This window comes from Citrobacter sp. Igbk 14 (assembly GCF_028069825.1).
Lineage (GTDB): Bacteria > Pseudomonadota > Gammaproteobacteria > Enterobacterales > Enterobacteriaceae > Citrobacter.
The window spans coordinates 1-15,583 of the sequence record NZ_JANEWM010000079.1 but is presented as its reverse complement, the minus strand read 5'-3'; the positions used below and the strand labels follow the sequence as shown (position 1 = coordinate 15,583).

14 protein-coding genes and 2 pseudogenes are annotated in these 15,583 nt (G+C 45.2%); 8 read left to right on the top strand and 8 right to left on the bottom strand.

Features of this window, described 5'->3' with window-relative positions; translation table 11 throughout:
• Positions 1 to 111 (top strand): annotated as a pseudogene (locus tag NNN64_RS20905) (integrase); the annotation flags it as partial.
• Positions 112 to 571: 460 nt separating this feature from the next.
• Entirely contained in the window at positions 572 to 1,879 is a 1,308-nt protein-coding gene (locus tag NNN64_RS20900; RefSeq protein ID WP_118262898.1) for a tyrosine-type recombinase/integrase, read from the top strand.
• A gap of 99 nt (positions 1,880 to 1,978) precedes the next feature.
• On the opposite strand, the gene NNN64_RS20895 is transcribed toward NNN64_RS20900, so the two are convergent.
• Positions 1,979 to 3,700 carry a hypothetical protein gene (locus NNN64_RS20895; RefSeq protein ID WP_271442630.1) on the bottom strand — a complete coding sequence of 574 codons (1,722 nt, stop codon included), beginning with the start codon at positions 3,698 to 3,700 and terminating at the stop codon, positions 1,979 to 1,981.
• 394 nt (positions 3,701 to 4,094) lie between these two features.
• Here NNN64_RS20895 and NNN64_RS20890 point away from each other — a divergent pair, with 394 nt between their 5' ends.
• On the top strand, positions 4,095 to 4,253 hold the full coding sequence (locus tag NNN64_RS20890; protein ID WP_118262903.1) for a plasmid mobilization protein: 159 nt from the start codon (positions 4,095 to 4,097) through the stop codon (positions 4,251 to 4,253).
• Positions 4,254 to 4,346: 93 nt separating this feature from the next.
• Here NNN64_RS20890 and NNN64_RS20885 read toward each other — a convergent pair whose 3' ends face one another.
• The gene (locus NNN64_RS20885; protein ID WP_118262906.1) at positions 4,347 to 4,586 is read right to left on the bottom strand and encodes a hypothetical protein; all 240 of its coding nucleotides are present in this window, start codon (positions 4,584 to 4,586) and stop codon (positions 4,347 to 4,349) included.
• A gap of 90 nt (positions 4,587 to 4,676) precedes the next feature.
• Here NNN64_RS20885 and NNN64_RS20880 point away from each other — a divergent pair, with 90 nt between their 5' ends.
• From NNN64_RS20880 to NNN64_RS20860, 5 genes are all read left to right on the top strand, one after another.
• Positions 4,677 to 5,945: an HNH endonuclease gene (locus NNN64_RS20880; protein ID WP_271442629.1), complete on the top strand. Its 1,269-nt coding sequence runs from the start codon at positions 4,677 to 4,679 to the stop codon at positions 5,943 to 5,945.
• 526 nt (positions 5,946 to 6,471) lie between these two features.
• A complete protein-coding gene (locus tag NNN64_RS20875; protein ID WP_271442628.1) occupies positions 6,472 to 6,648 on the top strand; it encodes a hypothetical protein in 177 nt (58 codons plus the stop codon).
• The gene (locus NNN64_RS20870; protein ID WP_271442627.1) at positions 6,648 to 6,980 is read left to right on the top strand and encodes a hypothetical protein; all 333 of its coding nucleotides are present in this window, start codon (positions 6,648 to 6,650) and stop codon (positions 6,978 to 6,980) included. The genes NNN64_RS20875 and NNN64_RS20870 overlap by 1 nt, the downstream gene beginning before the upstream one ends.
• 48 nt (positions 6,981 to 7,028) lie before the next feature.
• On the top strand, positions 7,029 to 7,652 hold the full coding sequence (locus NNN64_RS20865; RefSeq protein WP_118262913.1) for a hypothetical protein: 624 nt from the start codon (positions 7,029 to 7,031) through the stop codon (positions 7,650 to 7,652).
• A gap of 205 nt (positions 7,653 to 7,857) precedes the next feature.
• On the top strand, positions 7,858 to 8,082 hold the full coding sequence (locus NNN64_RS20860; RefSeq protein ID WP_271442626.1) for an HNH endonuclease signature motif containing protein: 225 nt from the start codon (positions 7,858 to 7,860) through the stop codon (positions 8,080 to 8,082).
• A gap of 333 nt (positions 8,083 to 8,415) precedes the next feature.
• Here NNN64_RS20860 and NNN64_RS20855 read toward each other — a convergent pair whose 3' ends face one another.
• From NNN64_RS20855 to NNN64_RS20830, 6 genes and pseudogenes are all read right to left on the bottom strand, one after another.
• Positions 8,416 to 11,625, bottom strand: coding sequence for a hypothetical protein (locus tag NNN64_RS20855; protein ID WP_271442625.1), 3,210 nt, complete (start codon positions 11,623 to 11,625; stop codon positions 8,416 to 8,418).
• Positions 11,626 to 11,732: 107 nt separating this feature from the next.
• Positions 11,733 to 12,017: pseudogene (locus tag NNN64_RS20850) on the bottom strand (transposase); the annotation flags it as partial.
• 298 nt (positions 12,018 to 12,315) lie between these two features.
• A complete protein-coding gene (locus tag NNN64_RS20845; RefSeq protein ID WP_271442624.1) occupies positions 12,316 to 13,626 on the bottom strand; it encodes a YagK/YfjJ domain-containing protein in 1,311 nt (436 codons plus the stop codon).
• 103 nt (positions 13,627 to 13,729) lie between these two features.
• Positions 13,730 to 13,951, bottom strand: a complete 222-nt coding sequence (locus NNN64_RS20840) for a helix-turn-helix transcriptional regulator (protein ID WP_271442623.1) — start codon at positions 13,949 to 13,951, stop codon at positions 13,730 to 13,732.
• Between the two features lie 84 nt (positions 13,952 to 14,035).
• A complete protein-coding gene (locus NNN64_RS20835) occupies positions 14,036 to 14,857 on the bottom strand; it encodes a hypothetical protein (protein ID WP_271442622.1) in 822 nt (273 codons plus the stop codon).
• Positions 14,858 to 15,133: 276 nt separating this feature from the next.
• On the bottom strand, positions 15,134 to 15,583 hold a 450-nt coding region (locus NNN64_RS20830; protein ID WP_271442621.1), incomplete at its 5' end, for a hypothetical protein.

Sequence of the window (15,583 nt, the reverse complement as noted above, 5' to 3'; positions counted from 1 at the left end):
GTGTCAGAATATAACTGTGAACGCCCGCATGAATCACTGAACAATATGACGCCTGAGGAATATCGGCAACACAATCATTTGGCCGGGATCTCAAAAAATGCCTGGAACTAAAACGGGTCTATTTACACTAGGCCAACAAGGAAGACGTACAGCAGCGTTGAGCAAGCACTGAATAGCGTTCTGGGCTAGTTTCTAGATTTTGTTCGCTTGAGTTAAGGCTGCATGGTACTCAATCGCCTTGAAATTTTCTCATTTACTTAACTTAGGATTACTTAGTTGCAGTACCCATGAAAAAAACTAAGGGCTTACGTTTTCCCGCAAGCCCTTGAAATTTGGTGGCCCCTGCTGGACTTGAACCAGCGACCAAGCGATTATGAGTCATATTAATAACGCGTTTCATCTTTGTGCATTTTTCATCGATATGATTTTATTTTGTTTAATAACATAATCTTAATTCATGATTGTTGTTTCAAGTTGTGCTGTGTTTTGGCCTTCAGTATCATCCTTACGTCACCCACTACGTCACCTGTAAATGTTCAGGTGACGTAACACCTAAGGACTGAAAAAGGCTATGTCTGATAATTTAACCGTCTCGCTGATCAGCGGCTTAAAGCCGAAGAAAACTGCCTATTATGAGTGGGACAAAAGTGGTGAACGTGGGGCAGGGCGATTAGGGGTGAAAGTTGAGCCATCAGGCCAGAGAGTTTTTTATTATCGCTACTTCTGGCAAGGGAAACGGCAGTTCATTCTGCTAGGGCGGTTCCCTGAGCTGTCACTGGCACAAGCCAGACAGCAATGCAAAGAGCATGCGGGTCTTCTTAAACAAGGAAAAGCACCCAAGGCCGAAATCGCAGAGCAGCTTTTCTCTGCCGAACAACAACAACGTGAAGACCAGCTTAGAGGCAGCATTGAGCAACTCATTTTGGGTTACACCACCAAAATGCGTGAAGATGGTAAACGCACCTGGCAACAGGTTTTGTACCGGCTGGAAAAAGAAACCTATCCTTTTATACCTAAAGTGACGAAAGCGCGTGACGTTACACCTGCTCATATTAAACAAATTCTGGCCACCATTATTAAACGTGGTGCATCAGTTGAAGCAAATCGTGTTCGCTCTTATCTGATGGCAGCATTCAATTATGGGCTGAAGGCTGACAACGATCCGGCAAACCACCAGCAGAACGTGATGTTTGGGCTTCAAATGAATCCAGTGAGTGTGATACCTAAACAATCTGCAGCGGAGAAGGCAGGGACAAACTGGCTGAAACTGGATGAATTGCAGCAACTTATGGGGGATTTCCCTAAAGCACCAAAGGTCGGCTCGTTAATCAGCCAATTGCTTAACTTAAGTGTCTATACGGGGGGCCAGCGGCCTCATGAGCTGGTTTCCAGCCGTTGGGATGCCGTTAACTGGGATGAGAAAACGTTATTGATAGTGGCGGATGTGTCGAAAAATAAAAGGGATCATCTGGTGCCTTTGACCGAGTCAGCCATAGAGATACTCGAAAAGTTGAAAGCTGACAATCTTAATCAGAGTCCTTACATCTTCCCGCAGCGTAATAAACCGGAACAGCATCTACGTACAGACAGCTTTGCACAAGCCATCATTTATTTCCGGGAATACTTTGCGTTGAGCCCATTTTTTATTGCGCGTGATATTCGTCGTACCTGCAAAACCTTGATGGGTGAAGCAGGTATCGCTAAAGACCTGCGTGACCGCATTCAGAACCATGCTTTACAGGATGTAAGCTCTAAGCACTATGATCGTTATGATTACCTTGTTGAAAAGCGTAAGGCACTTGAGGTTTGGGAGTCTCGGGTGAATAACCACCAGCAACAGCAGGAAAGTAATATAGTAAATCTGTTTGGACAAAGATAAAGCTGCTTCCATAATGAGAGCCTCTAACGAAGCGGCTCTCATGTTGTGATGACTTTTGCACCTGCCACCAGCTATTCGTTTGTCAGGCCTGCTCCAAACTCACGCTTCCTCAATTGCTTTATCATCACCGATTTCATCAGGTACAGGCGGAAGGTTATAGATATCATCCGGTGTGAACCCTACAATCTTCTCAAGTAGAGTTTCTGAAGAGAGAACAGGCTGCCTTTTGCCTCTCTCAAACCCATTGTTGGAATAGCGTCCTTCAATTACCCAACCAAAAGTACGATTAATACTGCCGATGAGAGTGTTACAGGTATGTTTGTTGCCGTTTGTACTGCCTATTGAATGTTGTCCTGCAGCAAAGCGGATCGACGACCAGGCAATATAGGATAGGTCCCTACCGCTGAGCATAGAAGATGCTATTTGCTTCGTAGTGGCTTCATTCAGCACAAAGTCTCTAGCCCAACTATCATCGACATTGCCAAGATAGTATTCAAACGTGTTGTAGAAATATCCGGTGGTGATGAGCTTGCGGACCTGCCATGCCGCCTCAATTTTATCATCACGCCGATCCACCTCTTCTAACAATACCGGCAGCGCCATTGCTCTGCTGTCTGCAATACCGATGATGTTTAGGTGGAATTTTGCAGTCCTCAAGATTTCAGCAAATTCATTCAGTGCAGCATCATCCAGCGATTTGAAAGAGGTGGGCGACATTTTAATCAGCCCATTGACTGCCAGAGTCTGGAACAACTCAATGGTTATCGTGTCAGAAGGGAATATGTATTTCCCTCCTCGATTCAGTGTCTTGAATCCCCAATCATCACCGCAGCCATCGACAAAGGCGCACAGTATCATCAACAGTCGGGTTGGAATGGTTTCAAACGCGGTAGGCTTAATATGTTCCGGATTTAAGGGATGCTCGATCCTTGCCTCGATTTTCTCTTCTAATTTGGTAATTGAACGTCTGAGTTTTGTTGCTTCAACGTCATCTTTAATACGCCCAATCCAATGTTCTGCCTCCTCTATATCAGCCATCTTTACAGCCGCCCGTGCTGTGTTAATGGCCAGAGCATTGAGATAGCTAGTGCCCTGATCTGACAGATTTGGGGCATCGAGAAACTGTCTGGCAATATCTATCCCATGCTTTGGGTTCCTGTCGATGCTGAAATAGGATTCAAAAAAGAGCAGGCTTTGGCTGGTCTCTTCACCTGTCTGGCACGAGACGAACTGGGTTAATTTTTCAAGAGTATGTGGTTGACGTGAGTTATCCAGCAGGATTCGGTGTGTCTCTTCATAGAAAGTCAACAGCTGAATGTTCTGGATCTGGCTGATATCAAAGATCGGAAGCTCTTTATTAAAGGAAGCGGATATCCCCATCAGGCAGTTGAAGTAGGTAGTAAATTGTTGCTTGCTGCTGGAAAGGATGAATGCTCGGATGAGCGCCAGATAAACATCATGCGTGGTGTCCTCTTTAGTTAGAGATAGGAGTTCACCAATTTTTTCACTGAAATCAAATGGTTCTTTTTTTTCCAGTACGGATTTAATAAGAGGTGTAACAGGGGTTCCAATAAACTGTATCAGGTTAAGTACAGCCTGCCTTTCGGTCTGAAATAACTTTGCTTCTCTGGCGATGGCTGCCTTACACAGGTAATAGTCTGCAGTTAGATTTTCGGCACCCTCAGTCTGCTGGATGACCTTTTCGCAAAGGGTCGTAAAATCACTCTCAAGCAGGAATGATTCTTCTTTGTGAATCCTATTGCCTCCGGGAGTTTTATTAGAATTTTTTCTTGTACCCCGACGTCTATTTGGCTTTTTCATCACTCAGATCCAGTAAATAATTTTGCAGAGTGTACTGCTAAGATATTGAACGTTCAATAATGTTGGTCACGAAGAGTGTGGGTATTAAGCGATCTACAGTCCCCCGTCGGGGCAGTCTCCTGCACTAAAGAACTACAAGCGAACCAGCCCCATCAAACCAACATCTACGGCAACTTTACAACTCTCCCAATTACGGAAAAAACACTATTACCATTGAAAATACCGCTCCAACTGAGCAGGAACGCGTAACGCACATATGCCGCTAAATAACCCAGCCCAACAAAATTGATAAGCATCAACAGTCTAACCTGTCCACGCTGTTTTTTATTGCCTTGGTATTAGCGTGGCGCCACAATGACGCCGTGGCCACATTGGCACCAACAAAGGAGGCAAGATGCCGGAAAAACAAAAAAATCGTCGTTTACCTGTGCGTATGACCGAAGTGGAATATGCGGAGCTGGATAAGATGGCAAAGGAAGAAGGGCGCAGTTTAAGCGCAATGGTTATTCGGTTAATAACTGAAGAAGCGAAACGCCGGGGATCGGCTAAGTAATAAGTTTGACGGCTCCCGCCTGAGAAACCAGAGCCGCTAGGTCAAACAATAAGCAGGGATAAACCCATTTTGTCTGATTCGCTGATCATACATTCACGCGATAAGCGCTTCGACGTTATCAGTGCTATTCGTGCTGGTCGGCCCGTCCATATCCCCGCCATGAGCACCGCTGTGCTGGCTGTTTTGCTTAAAAATATTGCAGCAAACTACGAAGAACTCCATCAGTAAGAACAGCCAATAATCCCAAAAGTAACAGTAGGTGGTATTCACCAACGCGTTACGCACGCAGGAGGGCAGGTAGTGGAATATCACCGCAGTCTGCGCCGCCAGCACGTGTAGTAATGTTCATGGGAGGATTACCGCGCGGCACCGCATAAAAAGAAGTAAGCGCCGGAGCGCAACTTCGCATAAGAGAGAACTATCATGGCTACAAAACACGTCAGTAAACCTGTTGGCTTTCGTGTGAAGATTAAAGGCCCGCGCGATCTCCCTAAAAAGAAAAAGCGGAAGAAAAAAACACCTAAATTGGATGGCGGGGCTGGCGTTCCGGTTAACCCATCAACCAAAGTCAGGATGCAGAACAAGCAGCGCCCGAAGGTGAATAAACTCCCCCAGGACAAAAAGAGTAGCCTCACGCCAGCGCAAGCCAGCGTATTCAAGGCCTGGGCGGTACGCCAAGGGAATCGCATATCCCGTCTATCAATAGACGCCCAGATAGAACTCTTTCACAAAGAGCAACGCCTTAACCGTACCGCTGCGGTAAAGGAAACTGACGCGTTTGTTAAGCCAGAACCGGAAGATGTAAAGCCAGAACCTGAGAACACCATGGATCACTTACCGCAGAACGCAAAACACACATTGCAGCTGATCCGGATGCCGTCCGAAGAGGTGATCGATCTGGGACGCGTAAGCTATGAAGCCTGGTTGACACATAATCACTACGACCCGAATAACCTGGTTAGCCAGTGCACCGCGTGGGCGTATAGCGACGGCTGGCATATCAAACGCTGTGTAAACACCATCACTGGCGAAGAGGATTTCTGGCTGATCTCGTTTAACGGTCGGGGCGGTGAACCTATCAGCATTAAGTCGCAATATGACTACCGCAGCGCCTACCGCTACTTGGCTGCGCGCGGCTACCATCCGACCACATTGGAAGGGATGGATCGCAACACCCTGTACAAGACGTACAAAAGCGAGCTGAGAACCGATGCGCCGGAGCAGGCCAGCAAGCCAAAAGCGAAACGCAAGCCGATCCGGTCGGTGCCGCTGCGCACTCCTGAGCAGCAGGAAGAACGCCGCGAACGCGCTAACCGCCTGCGCCAGCTGCGCCGCGTCGCCGTTCGCGAAGGACAAGGGCGCTTTCGTCTTCAGGTGCTGGGTAATTATGGCGGCATATGTTGCATCACCGGACTGGCGGACAACATCGAAGCGGCGCACATCGTTCCGCATTGCGATACCGCTAACCAGCACCCGGCTAATGGTTTGCCGCTGGCTAAATTCCTGCACGGTGCTTTTGATACCGGGCTGATTTCCGTCAATCCAGAGACGCTGCGCGTAGAAGTTGCCCCAGCGGCGCGCGCCTGGTTGAGTATCGACGGAATCCAGATCGCAGATGGGCAGATCTGGCCTATCGACCGCGCCGCCCTGGCTGCGCACCATGCGCTATTTACCGCGAGCTGTGGGGCATAAATGATGAATATCGATTATCAAACCCGAACCGCGCGATTGCTGTTTGCGGACGCCCCCACGATGCGTCATGCACAGGCCGCATTGATTTTCTATCTCAGCTTTTACAAATTGTGTCGTTTACTTTGATTTAGATGATACTACCGGACTCAAGTATTACGGTACAAATACGCGCCATTCTACTCCTTATATAACTCCAAAAGCGGAGCGCTAAATCCCCGTAGCGGGAGCACCCGGATTAATTGACAACAATCAATAAAACCCCCGCCATTCATTCATCGTACAAATAAATTGTTGCTATGGCGTCATAGCGACGCCATAGTGGCGCCTATTCAGTCAATAAGGCTTAGTAGGCGCCGGGGCGCTACCCCGCACATAATGAAACGTCAATCAGTTAACGCTCCCGGTATATGCCGCGTCTGCTGCCATGTTCAAAGTCAGCATGGCTCTGATTGTTGTTTTCGGTGTACTGGTTTTTATCTCTTAAAAAATAAACGCCGGGGCAGAACCCCGTGAAAAAGGCATAGACATGAAATTTTCAGCTTTCGTAAAACTCGCCGTTGCTGCTGCTGTTTTCGCTGCAACCGTCCCAGCAGCTAAAGCCGCCGTGGCGAAGCTGCACAAAGGCCAGCGTGTGGTGCTGTCTGGTGACGAACCGCAGGAAATCATGGGCAGTCTGTATCTGAGTCACGGGGAAATTGAGTGATGAAACTGAAAATCCTGATCGCCGCCGCCGTACTGGTGGCGAGTGCAGCCCAGGCACACGCGGCTACCGTCTACAAATGCACGTCCCTGAATAATGACGGCGGGCAGCGTGAGTTTACCCTGATCGCCGACGAGAACAACGCCATGCTGGCGAGCCAGTTTTTATCTGTTGGGGGTTTTAGCCAGTCGGCTAACCAGGTTTATAGAATTATCAGCACGTCGGTAACTTTCGGTGACTCCACACCAGACACCATCTTTTTTGATGGGCAGAAAGTGGAAGTAAGCGCGGGGAATCACTCGCTGTGGTACGGCTCTTGTGTAGCGATGCACTGATGATTTACCACCCCGCCATCATCGGCGGGGATATTCCGGAGAATACCAATGAAACTGAAGGCTATTATTGCCGCCTCTTTGCTGGTGGCTGGCGTTGCGCACGCTTTTGAATTGCAAAACCTCCCGAAAGGGGAGCCGGCTGTACTGACAAAAATCGCTGAAGATATCAGCCGCCAGCCGTACACCAGCGACGAAGGCGGGCTGTTTGATTTCAGTACCCAGGAAGTGATCTATATGGGATCGCTGGGTGATTTACGTCAAGGTGAAGTGACTACCAGCATTAAGACGCTGGTGCGCGGTGCTGATCCTTATCGTGGTGATTATCACTGCACTTACCCAAACGGTGGCTTATGGATTCTGTACGAGGCTGCTAATCCGCAGAATCATCAAATTGTCGGGGAGAATATCGGCGCTGGCGTGACCTGTATTTCAACCGCATGGATTAGCGTAAGCGATAGCAAGGGGATTTCTGAGTCGCGCCGCTGGGATACTACAGCAGCATGGTCTACGCACTGGAAAGCGCTGAATCAAGGCGCGGTGAGTGGCGTTAAATCCGCATGGGATACCGTGACGCGGTTCGTGCGAAACCAGCCGATCATTGATGCGCTGCTGGTGGCTGTCCTGGCCTTCATCGGGTACCGGGTTTACCGCAGAAAGGCTGGCAAGAAATGAGCGTAGAAATCAGCGAATACATCCGCCCGCTGCTGTGTCCTAAATGCGGTTCGGATGAGGTAAGGGCGATCGATAAGATGCCGCGTAGCGTCAAATGTGAGTGCCTGGCCTGCTCACACAGCTGGAGCTCAAGCAGCCGCGCAGCTGCTGAAGCCTGGAAGCGAACTGAGGCCAAGCGCGCCAGCTCAAACGGATGGTAACTGGCATGAATCATCAGCGTGTCTATGACGCTCTTATCACCCGCGCACGACCGCGCGGGCAACTACCATTCACCACCAGCACGAACAAACGCAAGGGCTATGCACATCATCACATCATTCCCCGCGCGCTGGATGGTGGCGATGAGGCTGATAATATGGTCTATCTGACGCACCGGGAACACTTCATTGCTCATCGGCTGCTGGCGGAAGTCCCCCGAGCAACACATTAGATCGTTATAGCGTATCTCAAATCCACTTTCTGTAAACGACAGACATCCTAGGCATCTCTGCTCGCTTCTGTGTCAGGGGCCGCTAAGCGACGGGATGGTTCAGACAGATCCGGAACAACATATTTTCGGAACTCAGTAGAGGACGGATCGTTGCAGAATAAGCACAAAAAAAGTGAATTGTTGTGATAAAGGGATTATTGCATGGAATGCAAAATTAACGAGTGATCGAGTCTGAAATAGCAACAAAGAGAAAAAGCAGCTTTTCCCCCTCAGCATCAGCTTGCCGTGAGGGGGAGCAACTACCAGACGAGCGGATCATTTGCAGTTTTCATGTCATGATGCGTCTTCACCAGGTAAGGCCTGTAAACTGACAAAGTCTTTACTGAGTGTAAAGCGGACCTTAATCTGACCACTGAAAACGGCCTCACCTTCATATTGAGTATGCAAAGCGATTTCAAGTGGTTTGCCATCAACCTCTTCAGCATTAAAAGTGAAAATGTTCTCTCCCTCACTTTTGATTTTATACTCTTCAAAATAGTTTTTATTTACAAGCAGGGCATCAATAGCATCAAAATGAGGCCTGATATAGAGTGAACAGCTTTTTTCTTTCCCTCGGATTTTAAGATTTCGGTCTTCGTCATAAAACAATATGTCCTCTTTACCCTCGACACTATCTAAAGTATTCGTTCTGTACTCATTATATTGATTCCATAATCTTTCATCACCCACAATGAGATAGTCATCTTCCTGGAGGTCATCGTAATCATGGACCACACTCAGAAGTTCGGTGAACGACGTTACATCAATATACCGGTGAGCTGGTTGGCGACTCAGCAAATGTAACAAATCAAATACGTGCTGGTTGATCAATGCGGATGCACGATTTTCTTCAACTCCGTGTATTTTGCGAGAAAAATTGTCAGTCACATCCTGCTTATCCATGTGTAAAACGATGCGTCTCGTTATATTGCTGTTCTCTACTGGGGCAGAAGAAATATTTCCAAATAGAGAAAATAATAGTTTTTTTCTTAATTTTTTTGTAAAAATGTCAGAGATAATACTTCCAAAGTTATCCAGAATTGTACTGCTGACGGGAGAGTGTATTATTTCTTGCTGAATATGATTGGTAAAAAGGTCCAGATACTCTTGTATCAAGTCAGACACTTTCTGTTGTTTTTCGGTAAAAACATCGTCATCAACAAAAGCTGCACCGGTCAGTTTATTGATGGCGTTATGCAGTGATGCAAGCTTTGTTACGATTTTCTCCAAAAAATGATACGGTAATAGATTAGAAGCAACAATTGCTTTCATTTTAGGTGAGACCGAATTTATATCCCCGCAACGAAATACAGACAACTCCGCTATCTGGGGGATGAGATCCTCAATTCCCCCGAGGCGCCTTCCCAGATAGGTGCGCCCGCTTACCAGGCTTTTACCGTGTGCTGATGATAATTTCCTTATAATATTCCCAGGTGAATTTAATGCCTCACCGCGGTCAGCTTTATTCCAAATAAGCAAACGGATAAAAACGTTGATGATGTCTGAACTTCTGGTCAATTTTTCAGATAAACGTTCAAAACCACCGGTATTTTCGACAAGACTCCCATCAAGCAGAGTGCTAACAGCAAACTGACATTGTGTGTTTTGAAAGGCATCGGGTTTGCTAATGATAAAAGCAGCAGTTAAGAGTCGAAGATCTGTCAGTGTGTTCTTGTAGAATGAGTCCTGGAGTTGCGAAAATTCAACCGGCTTTCTAAATGGTGTATTCTCTTGACTGAAAACAATTTCACCATCCAGAGTTGCCTGCGTAACGATAAACTCCTGCCAGCTGTACAGTGCAGAGTTATGACTATAAGCAGACCCTCGGGCACTATGAAGCCAGCGGTTCATTAAGTCCACTGCCCAGTCAACAGAGCCTGACTCGCCTGACAGCACTGCACATGCGACTATGTCGGGTAAGGTGAAGAGGTGTTCTTTCAGAGTGTCATGGTATAATTGCTGATCTCCATTTTTTTTGGATATGTATTTCAGACCATCAGTCCACCATTCCCAGTTTTCGACAAAATCCCTCAAAAGTGCCTCATAACTCTGACGCTGTGTTAAATCAAGCCTCCTCGTGTTGGCATGGCCCCAGCGCACAAGGATATCCCACGAATAAAATGTATATTTCAAAGCAAGCTGAATTTCTTTAAAGGAAATGTTTTCTCTTTTAGAACACAGCATTCCTGGAACGTTCATACATTTTGCATAAAACCTCTCAGATATATCAATGCGTATAACCGCCTGCCGGAAAAGCTGATAAAGCTCTGTATATAATTTATCAGTAAAACTACGCTCCCAAAAAATGTCATCTGCTAATAACAAAAGATTATCTGTTTGCTGCCCTTGCTTGAAATTAAATCCGTCCGTAAAGGTTGTTATATCACGACAGAATCCTTCAATAGCCTCGTCAAAAGCATTTATATCAGCACTGGCTAACGCATCTATGGTATCACCTAAAAGTCCTTTGATTATTCTGTCTGTTGCGATATGACGTTTAGTAGCAATGCCTGTGCGGAAACAACGTGTTAATAAATTTACCAGAACATGGTCTGATTCGATATTTTTAACTTTAAAAAGGGGTAGGGTATCGAACTCATCCCAGCTATCCAGCTTCGAAAACAACGCAATTTCTATTTGTTTGTTCTTTAAACGACCATGCATATTTACATGCCAGAGAATAATTTTCAATGGCCGCACATAGATATCTTTAACGACTTCCTGCATTGAAGATTCACTTTTTATAACTGAGTAATCATTTTCGAAAGAAAAATCCTCAAAGGTCAAGTTGCTATATTTATCATTTTTGATAATTTGGCTTTCAACCGGCTTATTTAAAAAAATGTTATGCAGTTGACTTTTCACATGCGCTGATAAAATGTCGGCAGTGAGGTAGCGTAACACCATTCTTTCACGTTTTTCATCGTCAAGCACACTGAGGCTTTGCACAAAGAACCAGACAGAAAGCGCAATATTAAGCATCATCCATATAATACTTATTCCACAAATTATCGCGTAGTTATAGTTTCCAACGAATGTCCTCAGCAATAATCCGCAGAGCATGAAGCCAGAAAGACATAACCCGCTCAGACCTGCCAGCATGAATCCGGAATAGGTCTGATAAGCTGCGTGTACGATTTTCCGGGCAGATTTTCTCTGAAATATAACACTGACAAGGCCAACGACCATAGGATACACAATACCTATAATGGTAAGCTGTCCCCCCAGGAGGTTTATCTGGGCGTCAAACAGGGTATACCACTCAGGAAACCACTCGGCTATAAATGGTTTTATATAAATTTTACCTGAGACCATCACAATGAAAATGGCCGCAAAAAATGATATCAATATAAGCATAGCCTTTACGTAATGCTTTGAACCTGAGACCAGTATTTTTTCAAAGCCGTTCCATTTCAGTACCATGTAAGATTGATTTACATGAATGTTGTCACTGATGAACTTATCTGTCTGGTAGCTAATGCTGTCTAGGATTTTTTTAAGCATATCGGCTCATTAATATAAATATTATTGTTTATATACTGTGATAGAGAAAGGTCACATGAGTCAGTCACTTTACCATTACACACTTGGATTTTCTTCCATCAAACACACTGTTCCTGCAGACGGCGAACCTGCTTTTCCAGCTCGTGAATACGTTGCTGCTCTGCAGTAATGGGAATTACAGAGGGCGTAACCCCCTGACGCTCTTGCCTGAGCTGGCACACCTAGCTCTCAAGCGTGATAGGACCGACATTCATCGCTTCACAGGCTTGTTGATATGAGCAGTCATTATCAACAATCAGCTGCGCACATTCCAGCCTGAACTCAGGGGTGAAAGTATGCTTAGTTTTCTTGTTCATTAAGTCATCTGTTTTATGTAGTGGTGAGAATAGCACCTTTAATCAGGTGGCCAAATTTACTGTGCCACTACAAGGGGATCACTTTAACTAATAAAAGTGATCACTTTCTGGCTGAGTACATAGACCACTGGTGAACATCAATGAATCATTGTGGCGCGTATTTTTCTCATTGCTGTATGGCGAACATTTTAACTGATCACTTACTAACTATCTGAAATATAATGCTAAATCCGTAGTGAACATCATTTTTCCACACTTGGATTATGTTAGTAATTTGATTTTATTGATTATTTTACGGTGAGTGTCGCTATCAAGTTTTTTACCTAAACACCGATCACAGCCATTGTTTCAATACAAATGGGTTAATCAGACCGATAAATGGGAAATCGACCATATAGCGCCGAGCTGTACTTGGGACTAAATTGTGCTGCTGGCAGTAGTTGGCTACAGTCCAGCCGCAGGGCCAAAAATGCATATAGTAGTTATCAAAGTGCCAGCTCCAGTAATCACTCATAGGTTTACGCTGAAGCTGCCTCCTTGCTGTTTTGTGGCGCAGCCTATTGTTTTTTAAGTAGCTATCCAAAGTGCTATTACTCTGCAAAAAGCGGTAGCGGTGCCATGCCCAATGAATGATCTTCAAACTCTGCCCCCCAACACATCTGCAGTTCGCATAGACCCTCTGTCGGCTTAGTTTGTACTTGGAAGCATAGTCTGAGAGGCTGATACCAGTAATCAATGCTTCAAATAGGTAGTTATGGCGTTGATTACCCCAGCGTGGGGCGTAATTGGTCCACCATTTATTTTGATCATAGAGTTCATAGTGTGACTTTTTTCGCAGGAATGTAGGTAAAACAGCTTCTCCCAGAAAGTATTTATCTAACATGCCAGAATAGTTCTCGGCGGTAGTGTTAACGAGTTCTTGCGGCTCTTGGGTGCGGGTAGCTGTTACAGGGTAAGCTGAGTGGATAGGTGAGGTTCTCTTTTTGGAGATGGTCATCTTGGGCTTTCGTAAGCCCTTACCAACGCGTGCAATCCCTTTCTCAATCGATTCTTTCGTTCGACGTTTTCCCATATAGCTAACCCGCAGCATCAGATCGGTATAAGCTTTAAAATTGTTAGCAGTTACAAAGTAATAGCAATTTTTTGGGAACCACACCTTTGCTCCACCAGCATTTTTCCAACATGTATCAACGATGCCGTTTAGCTTATTGGGATGGCGAATACAGTTACCGTCCATCAGCAAAAGAAGATGGTAGTGCTGTGGCTCCACAGCTGTCTGTTCTCGTACCCAAACATAGCTAACAAACGATTTAGGGTAGATCAGCGCTAAGTTGTCAAAAAGTAGCTTCAGAAAGCACTCAACCACAGCATTATTGGCGCTATAGGCAGGGACGTGTAGGTCGTACCGTACTGCCAAAAAACGCGATGCAGTCGAGACTTTATCAACAGTATCAAAGAGCTTTCTCATGACCATCGGATCTTGATCATGTTCAGCAGGAAGGACGGGCCAAAGAATGTCTTTATAAAAATAGTTACCCTTGGGATGAATGGCTGTGCTGGTGGTCCAGCCAATCTTATTAAATACCGGGTTGAACGCCTCCACGTTAGTGAAGGTTTTTTCTTGATTATTATAGGTTTTTTTCATGATTCAAACGGAGGCAATGTGATGGAAGGTTGTTTTTATGGGTTCATGTTGTTTCACCCTTGAATGCTATGAGGGCTGGAATATCCAGCCCTCTGCAATGTGATTAATTCTGGTTTGAAGTGAGCCAGTTTTCATAAGCACTGGTTGTCCAGCCCAGCGTTTTGCCGCGGCTCATGAGTGGTTGAGGAAAGATGCCTGCTTTAACCCAACGATAAAGGGTAGTACGGCTGCAATCGAGCAGAATCAACATGGCTTTGATGCGAATCAGAGGTTGAGGTTGGCGGAAGGAAACGATGCGATCCGACATGGTAACTTTATTTTTCAATGAATTAACTCCTTATGTAATCGTTTGTAACGACAAGGAGTTAATCAGATTTAAAAGGGTATTGCTCCCGCACCTTTATAAAGGTCATCCCTGACCTTTTTCAACTCTTTCTTTTTCAATGCTTTTTCTTTTGAGTTTCTTTTCTTCGCGAAGACATTCTATGTCCGGATTTGGACGGTCGAGAAGATTCAGAGCCAGTCCGATGAGCTCTGATGCGTTTTTACGTGCCATGGGGAGTTTTTCAGTTATAGGCCAGAATAGGGCTGCCTTTTCTTCCAGGGTGTTCAAAAGCTCGGTTATTGTTGGAATAACCACTTTGTTATGACTTTTTTGTCTCTGTTGAAGAATAGCAAGGGTTGCCATCAGCACTTCTTCGCGCTTGATTGCATAAATTTCACCTGAAGGCGAAGGCTGGGTGCGAGCATTTTGCTTTGCTTCAAGCTGCTCATACTTCTTTTTCCAGTCAGGTTCGTCTTCCACAACATCCGGAAGGGGGAAGTCGATGAGTGGGGCGACTTGAGTTCGTAAGAAGCCATGGGTATGGAGCGATTCTTTGGTCAAAGAATCATCGACACCCACTAAGATGCTGGTTAGGGTGATTGGGTGATAGCGCCCCATGTCCTCAAACTTCAGGGTGCATTTCTTGCTCTCATACTCCAACCCACGTTGAAAATTTATCTGACTGACATCAATGATTTTGTTTTGTTTGAGAATGAAGAATCTCAAACTCGATTGATTTGACAGCAACTTTATAAAGGTGGAAGCAATATCTGAGTATGGGGCATGAGGATGCTGGTTTTTGGCCGAGCGCAGCAGTTCATAGAGACTGATGCAATCTTTCACGCCAGGTTCGTTACTTTGGGTTCGCGATTGGACTTTTTTATCAAGTAGCTTCGAAAAACTCATACCGTGTTTGCCTCATTCAGCCCCCACGGTGAACTTACTTCACCCACTACGTCACCTGTGGTTCAGTAAAACAAAAAGGACTTAGATAATCTCTCATCTAAGTCCTTGATATATCTGGTGGCCCCTGTTGGGTTTGAACCAACGACCAAGCGATTATGAGAACGATGTACCACCTTTAAAATACAATGGATTACAATAAAATCAAAAAGTTAGAGAACGAATGTTATCTAACTTTATTGAGTGTTTGAGTTCTGAAGGGGCAAAAAGGGGACACTATCATCTCACCACAAACTGCCTGAGGGCTTCTCTTTTTAAGCCTTCTGGCGTTACAAAAAGGCCTGGAGTCAGAGCTATACGATTTCTATCTCTTCCTCGGTTGTACATATAGGCACATAGAAGAAAAATAACATCGTTTGAAATTTGGCTTTTCAATATTGCCAAGTACGCCATGGACTGTGTTTCATTTGCTAATTTTATTCTTAATATTATTTCCGACATTAAAGGATATTCTCTTTCAAAAGAGTCTTTTCCTTTCTTCTGTATGACATCTGATGTATAACTTAAAGCATATTCATCAATGTTGGCTGCGTTAATAAAACTATCTTTTTGCATTGCAATCCCAACCATAAAATAAATTTGCATGGCAAAGGATTCAAAATTTTTATCGATATTTGGTACGTCGTATGTTTTTTCTGTGAGCGTTTTTTTTAATGTTTCTAATAATAT

What these genes read in the sequence shown, in the direction of transcription:
- NNN64_RS20865 (WP_118262913.1), top strand. Translation starts at nt 7,029, where the DNA reads ATGAAACTGAAGGCTATTATTGCCGCCTCTTTGCTGGTGGCTGGCGTT.
- NNN64_RS20895 (WP_271442630.1), bottom strand. Translation starts at nt 3,700, where the DNA reads ATGAAAAAGCCAAATAGACGTCGGGGTACAAGAAAAAATTCTAATAAA.
- NNN64_RS20860 (WP_271442626.1), top strand. Translation starts at nt 7,858, where the DNA reads ATGAATCATCAGCGTGTCTATGACGCTCTTATCACCCGCGCACGACCG.
- NNN64_RS20845 (WP_271442624.1), bottom strand. Translation starts at nt 13,626, where the DNA reads ATGAAAAAAACCTATAATAATCAAGAAAAAACCTTCACTAACGTGGAG.
- NNN64_RS20900 (WP_118262898.1), top strand. Translation starts at nt 572, where the DNA reads ATGTCTGATAATTTAACCGTCTCGCTGATCAGCGGCTTAAAGCCGAAG.
- NNN64_RS20870 (WP_271442627.1), top strand. Translation starts at nt 6,648, where the DNA reads ATGAAACTGAAAATCCTGATCGCCGCCGCCGTACTGGTGGCGAGTGCA.
- NNN64_RS20890 (WP_118262903.1), top strand. Translation starts at nt 4,095, where the DNA reads ATGCCGGAAAAACAAAAAAATCGTCGTTTACCTGTGCGTATGACCGAA.
- NNN64_RS20880 (WP_271442629.1), top strand. Translation starts at nt 4,677, where the DNA reads ATGGCTACAAAACACGTCAGTAAACCTGTTGGCTTTCGTGTGAAGATT.
- NNN64_RS20835 (WP_271442622.1), bottom strand. Translation starts at nt 14,857, where the DNA reads ATGAGTTTTTCGAAGCTACTTGATAAAAAAGTCCAATCGCGAACCCAA.
- NNN64_RS20875 (WP_271442628.1), top strand. Translation starts at nt 6,472, where the DNA reads ATGAAATTTTCAGCTTTCGTAAAACTCGCCGTTGCTGCTGCTGTTTTC.
- NNN64_RS20855 (WP_271442625.1), bottom strand. Translation starts at nt 11,625, where the DNA reads ATGCTTAAAAAAATCCTAGACAGCATTAGCTACCAGACAGATAAGTTC.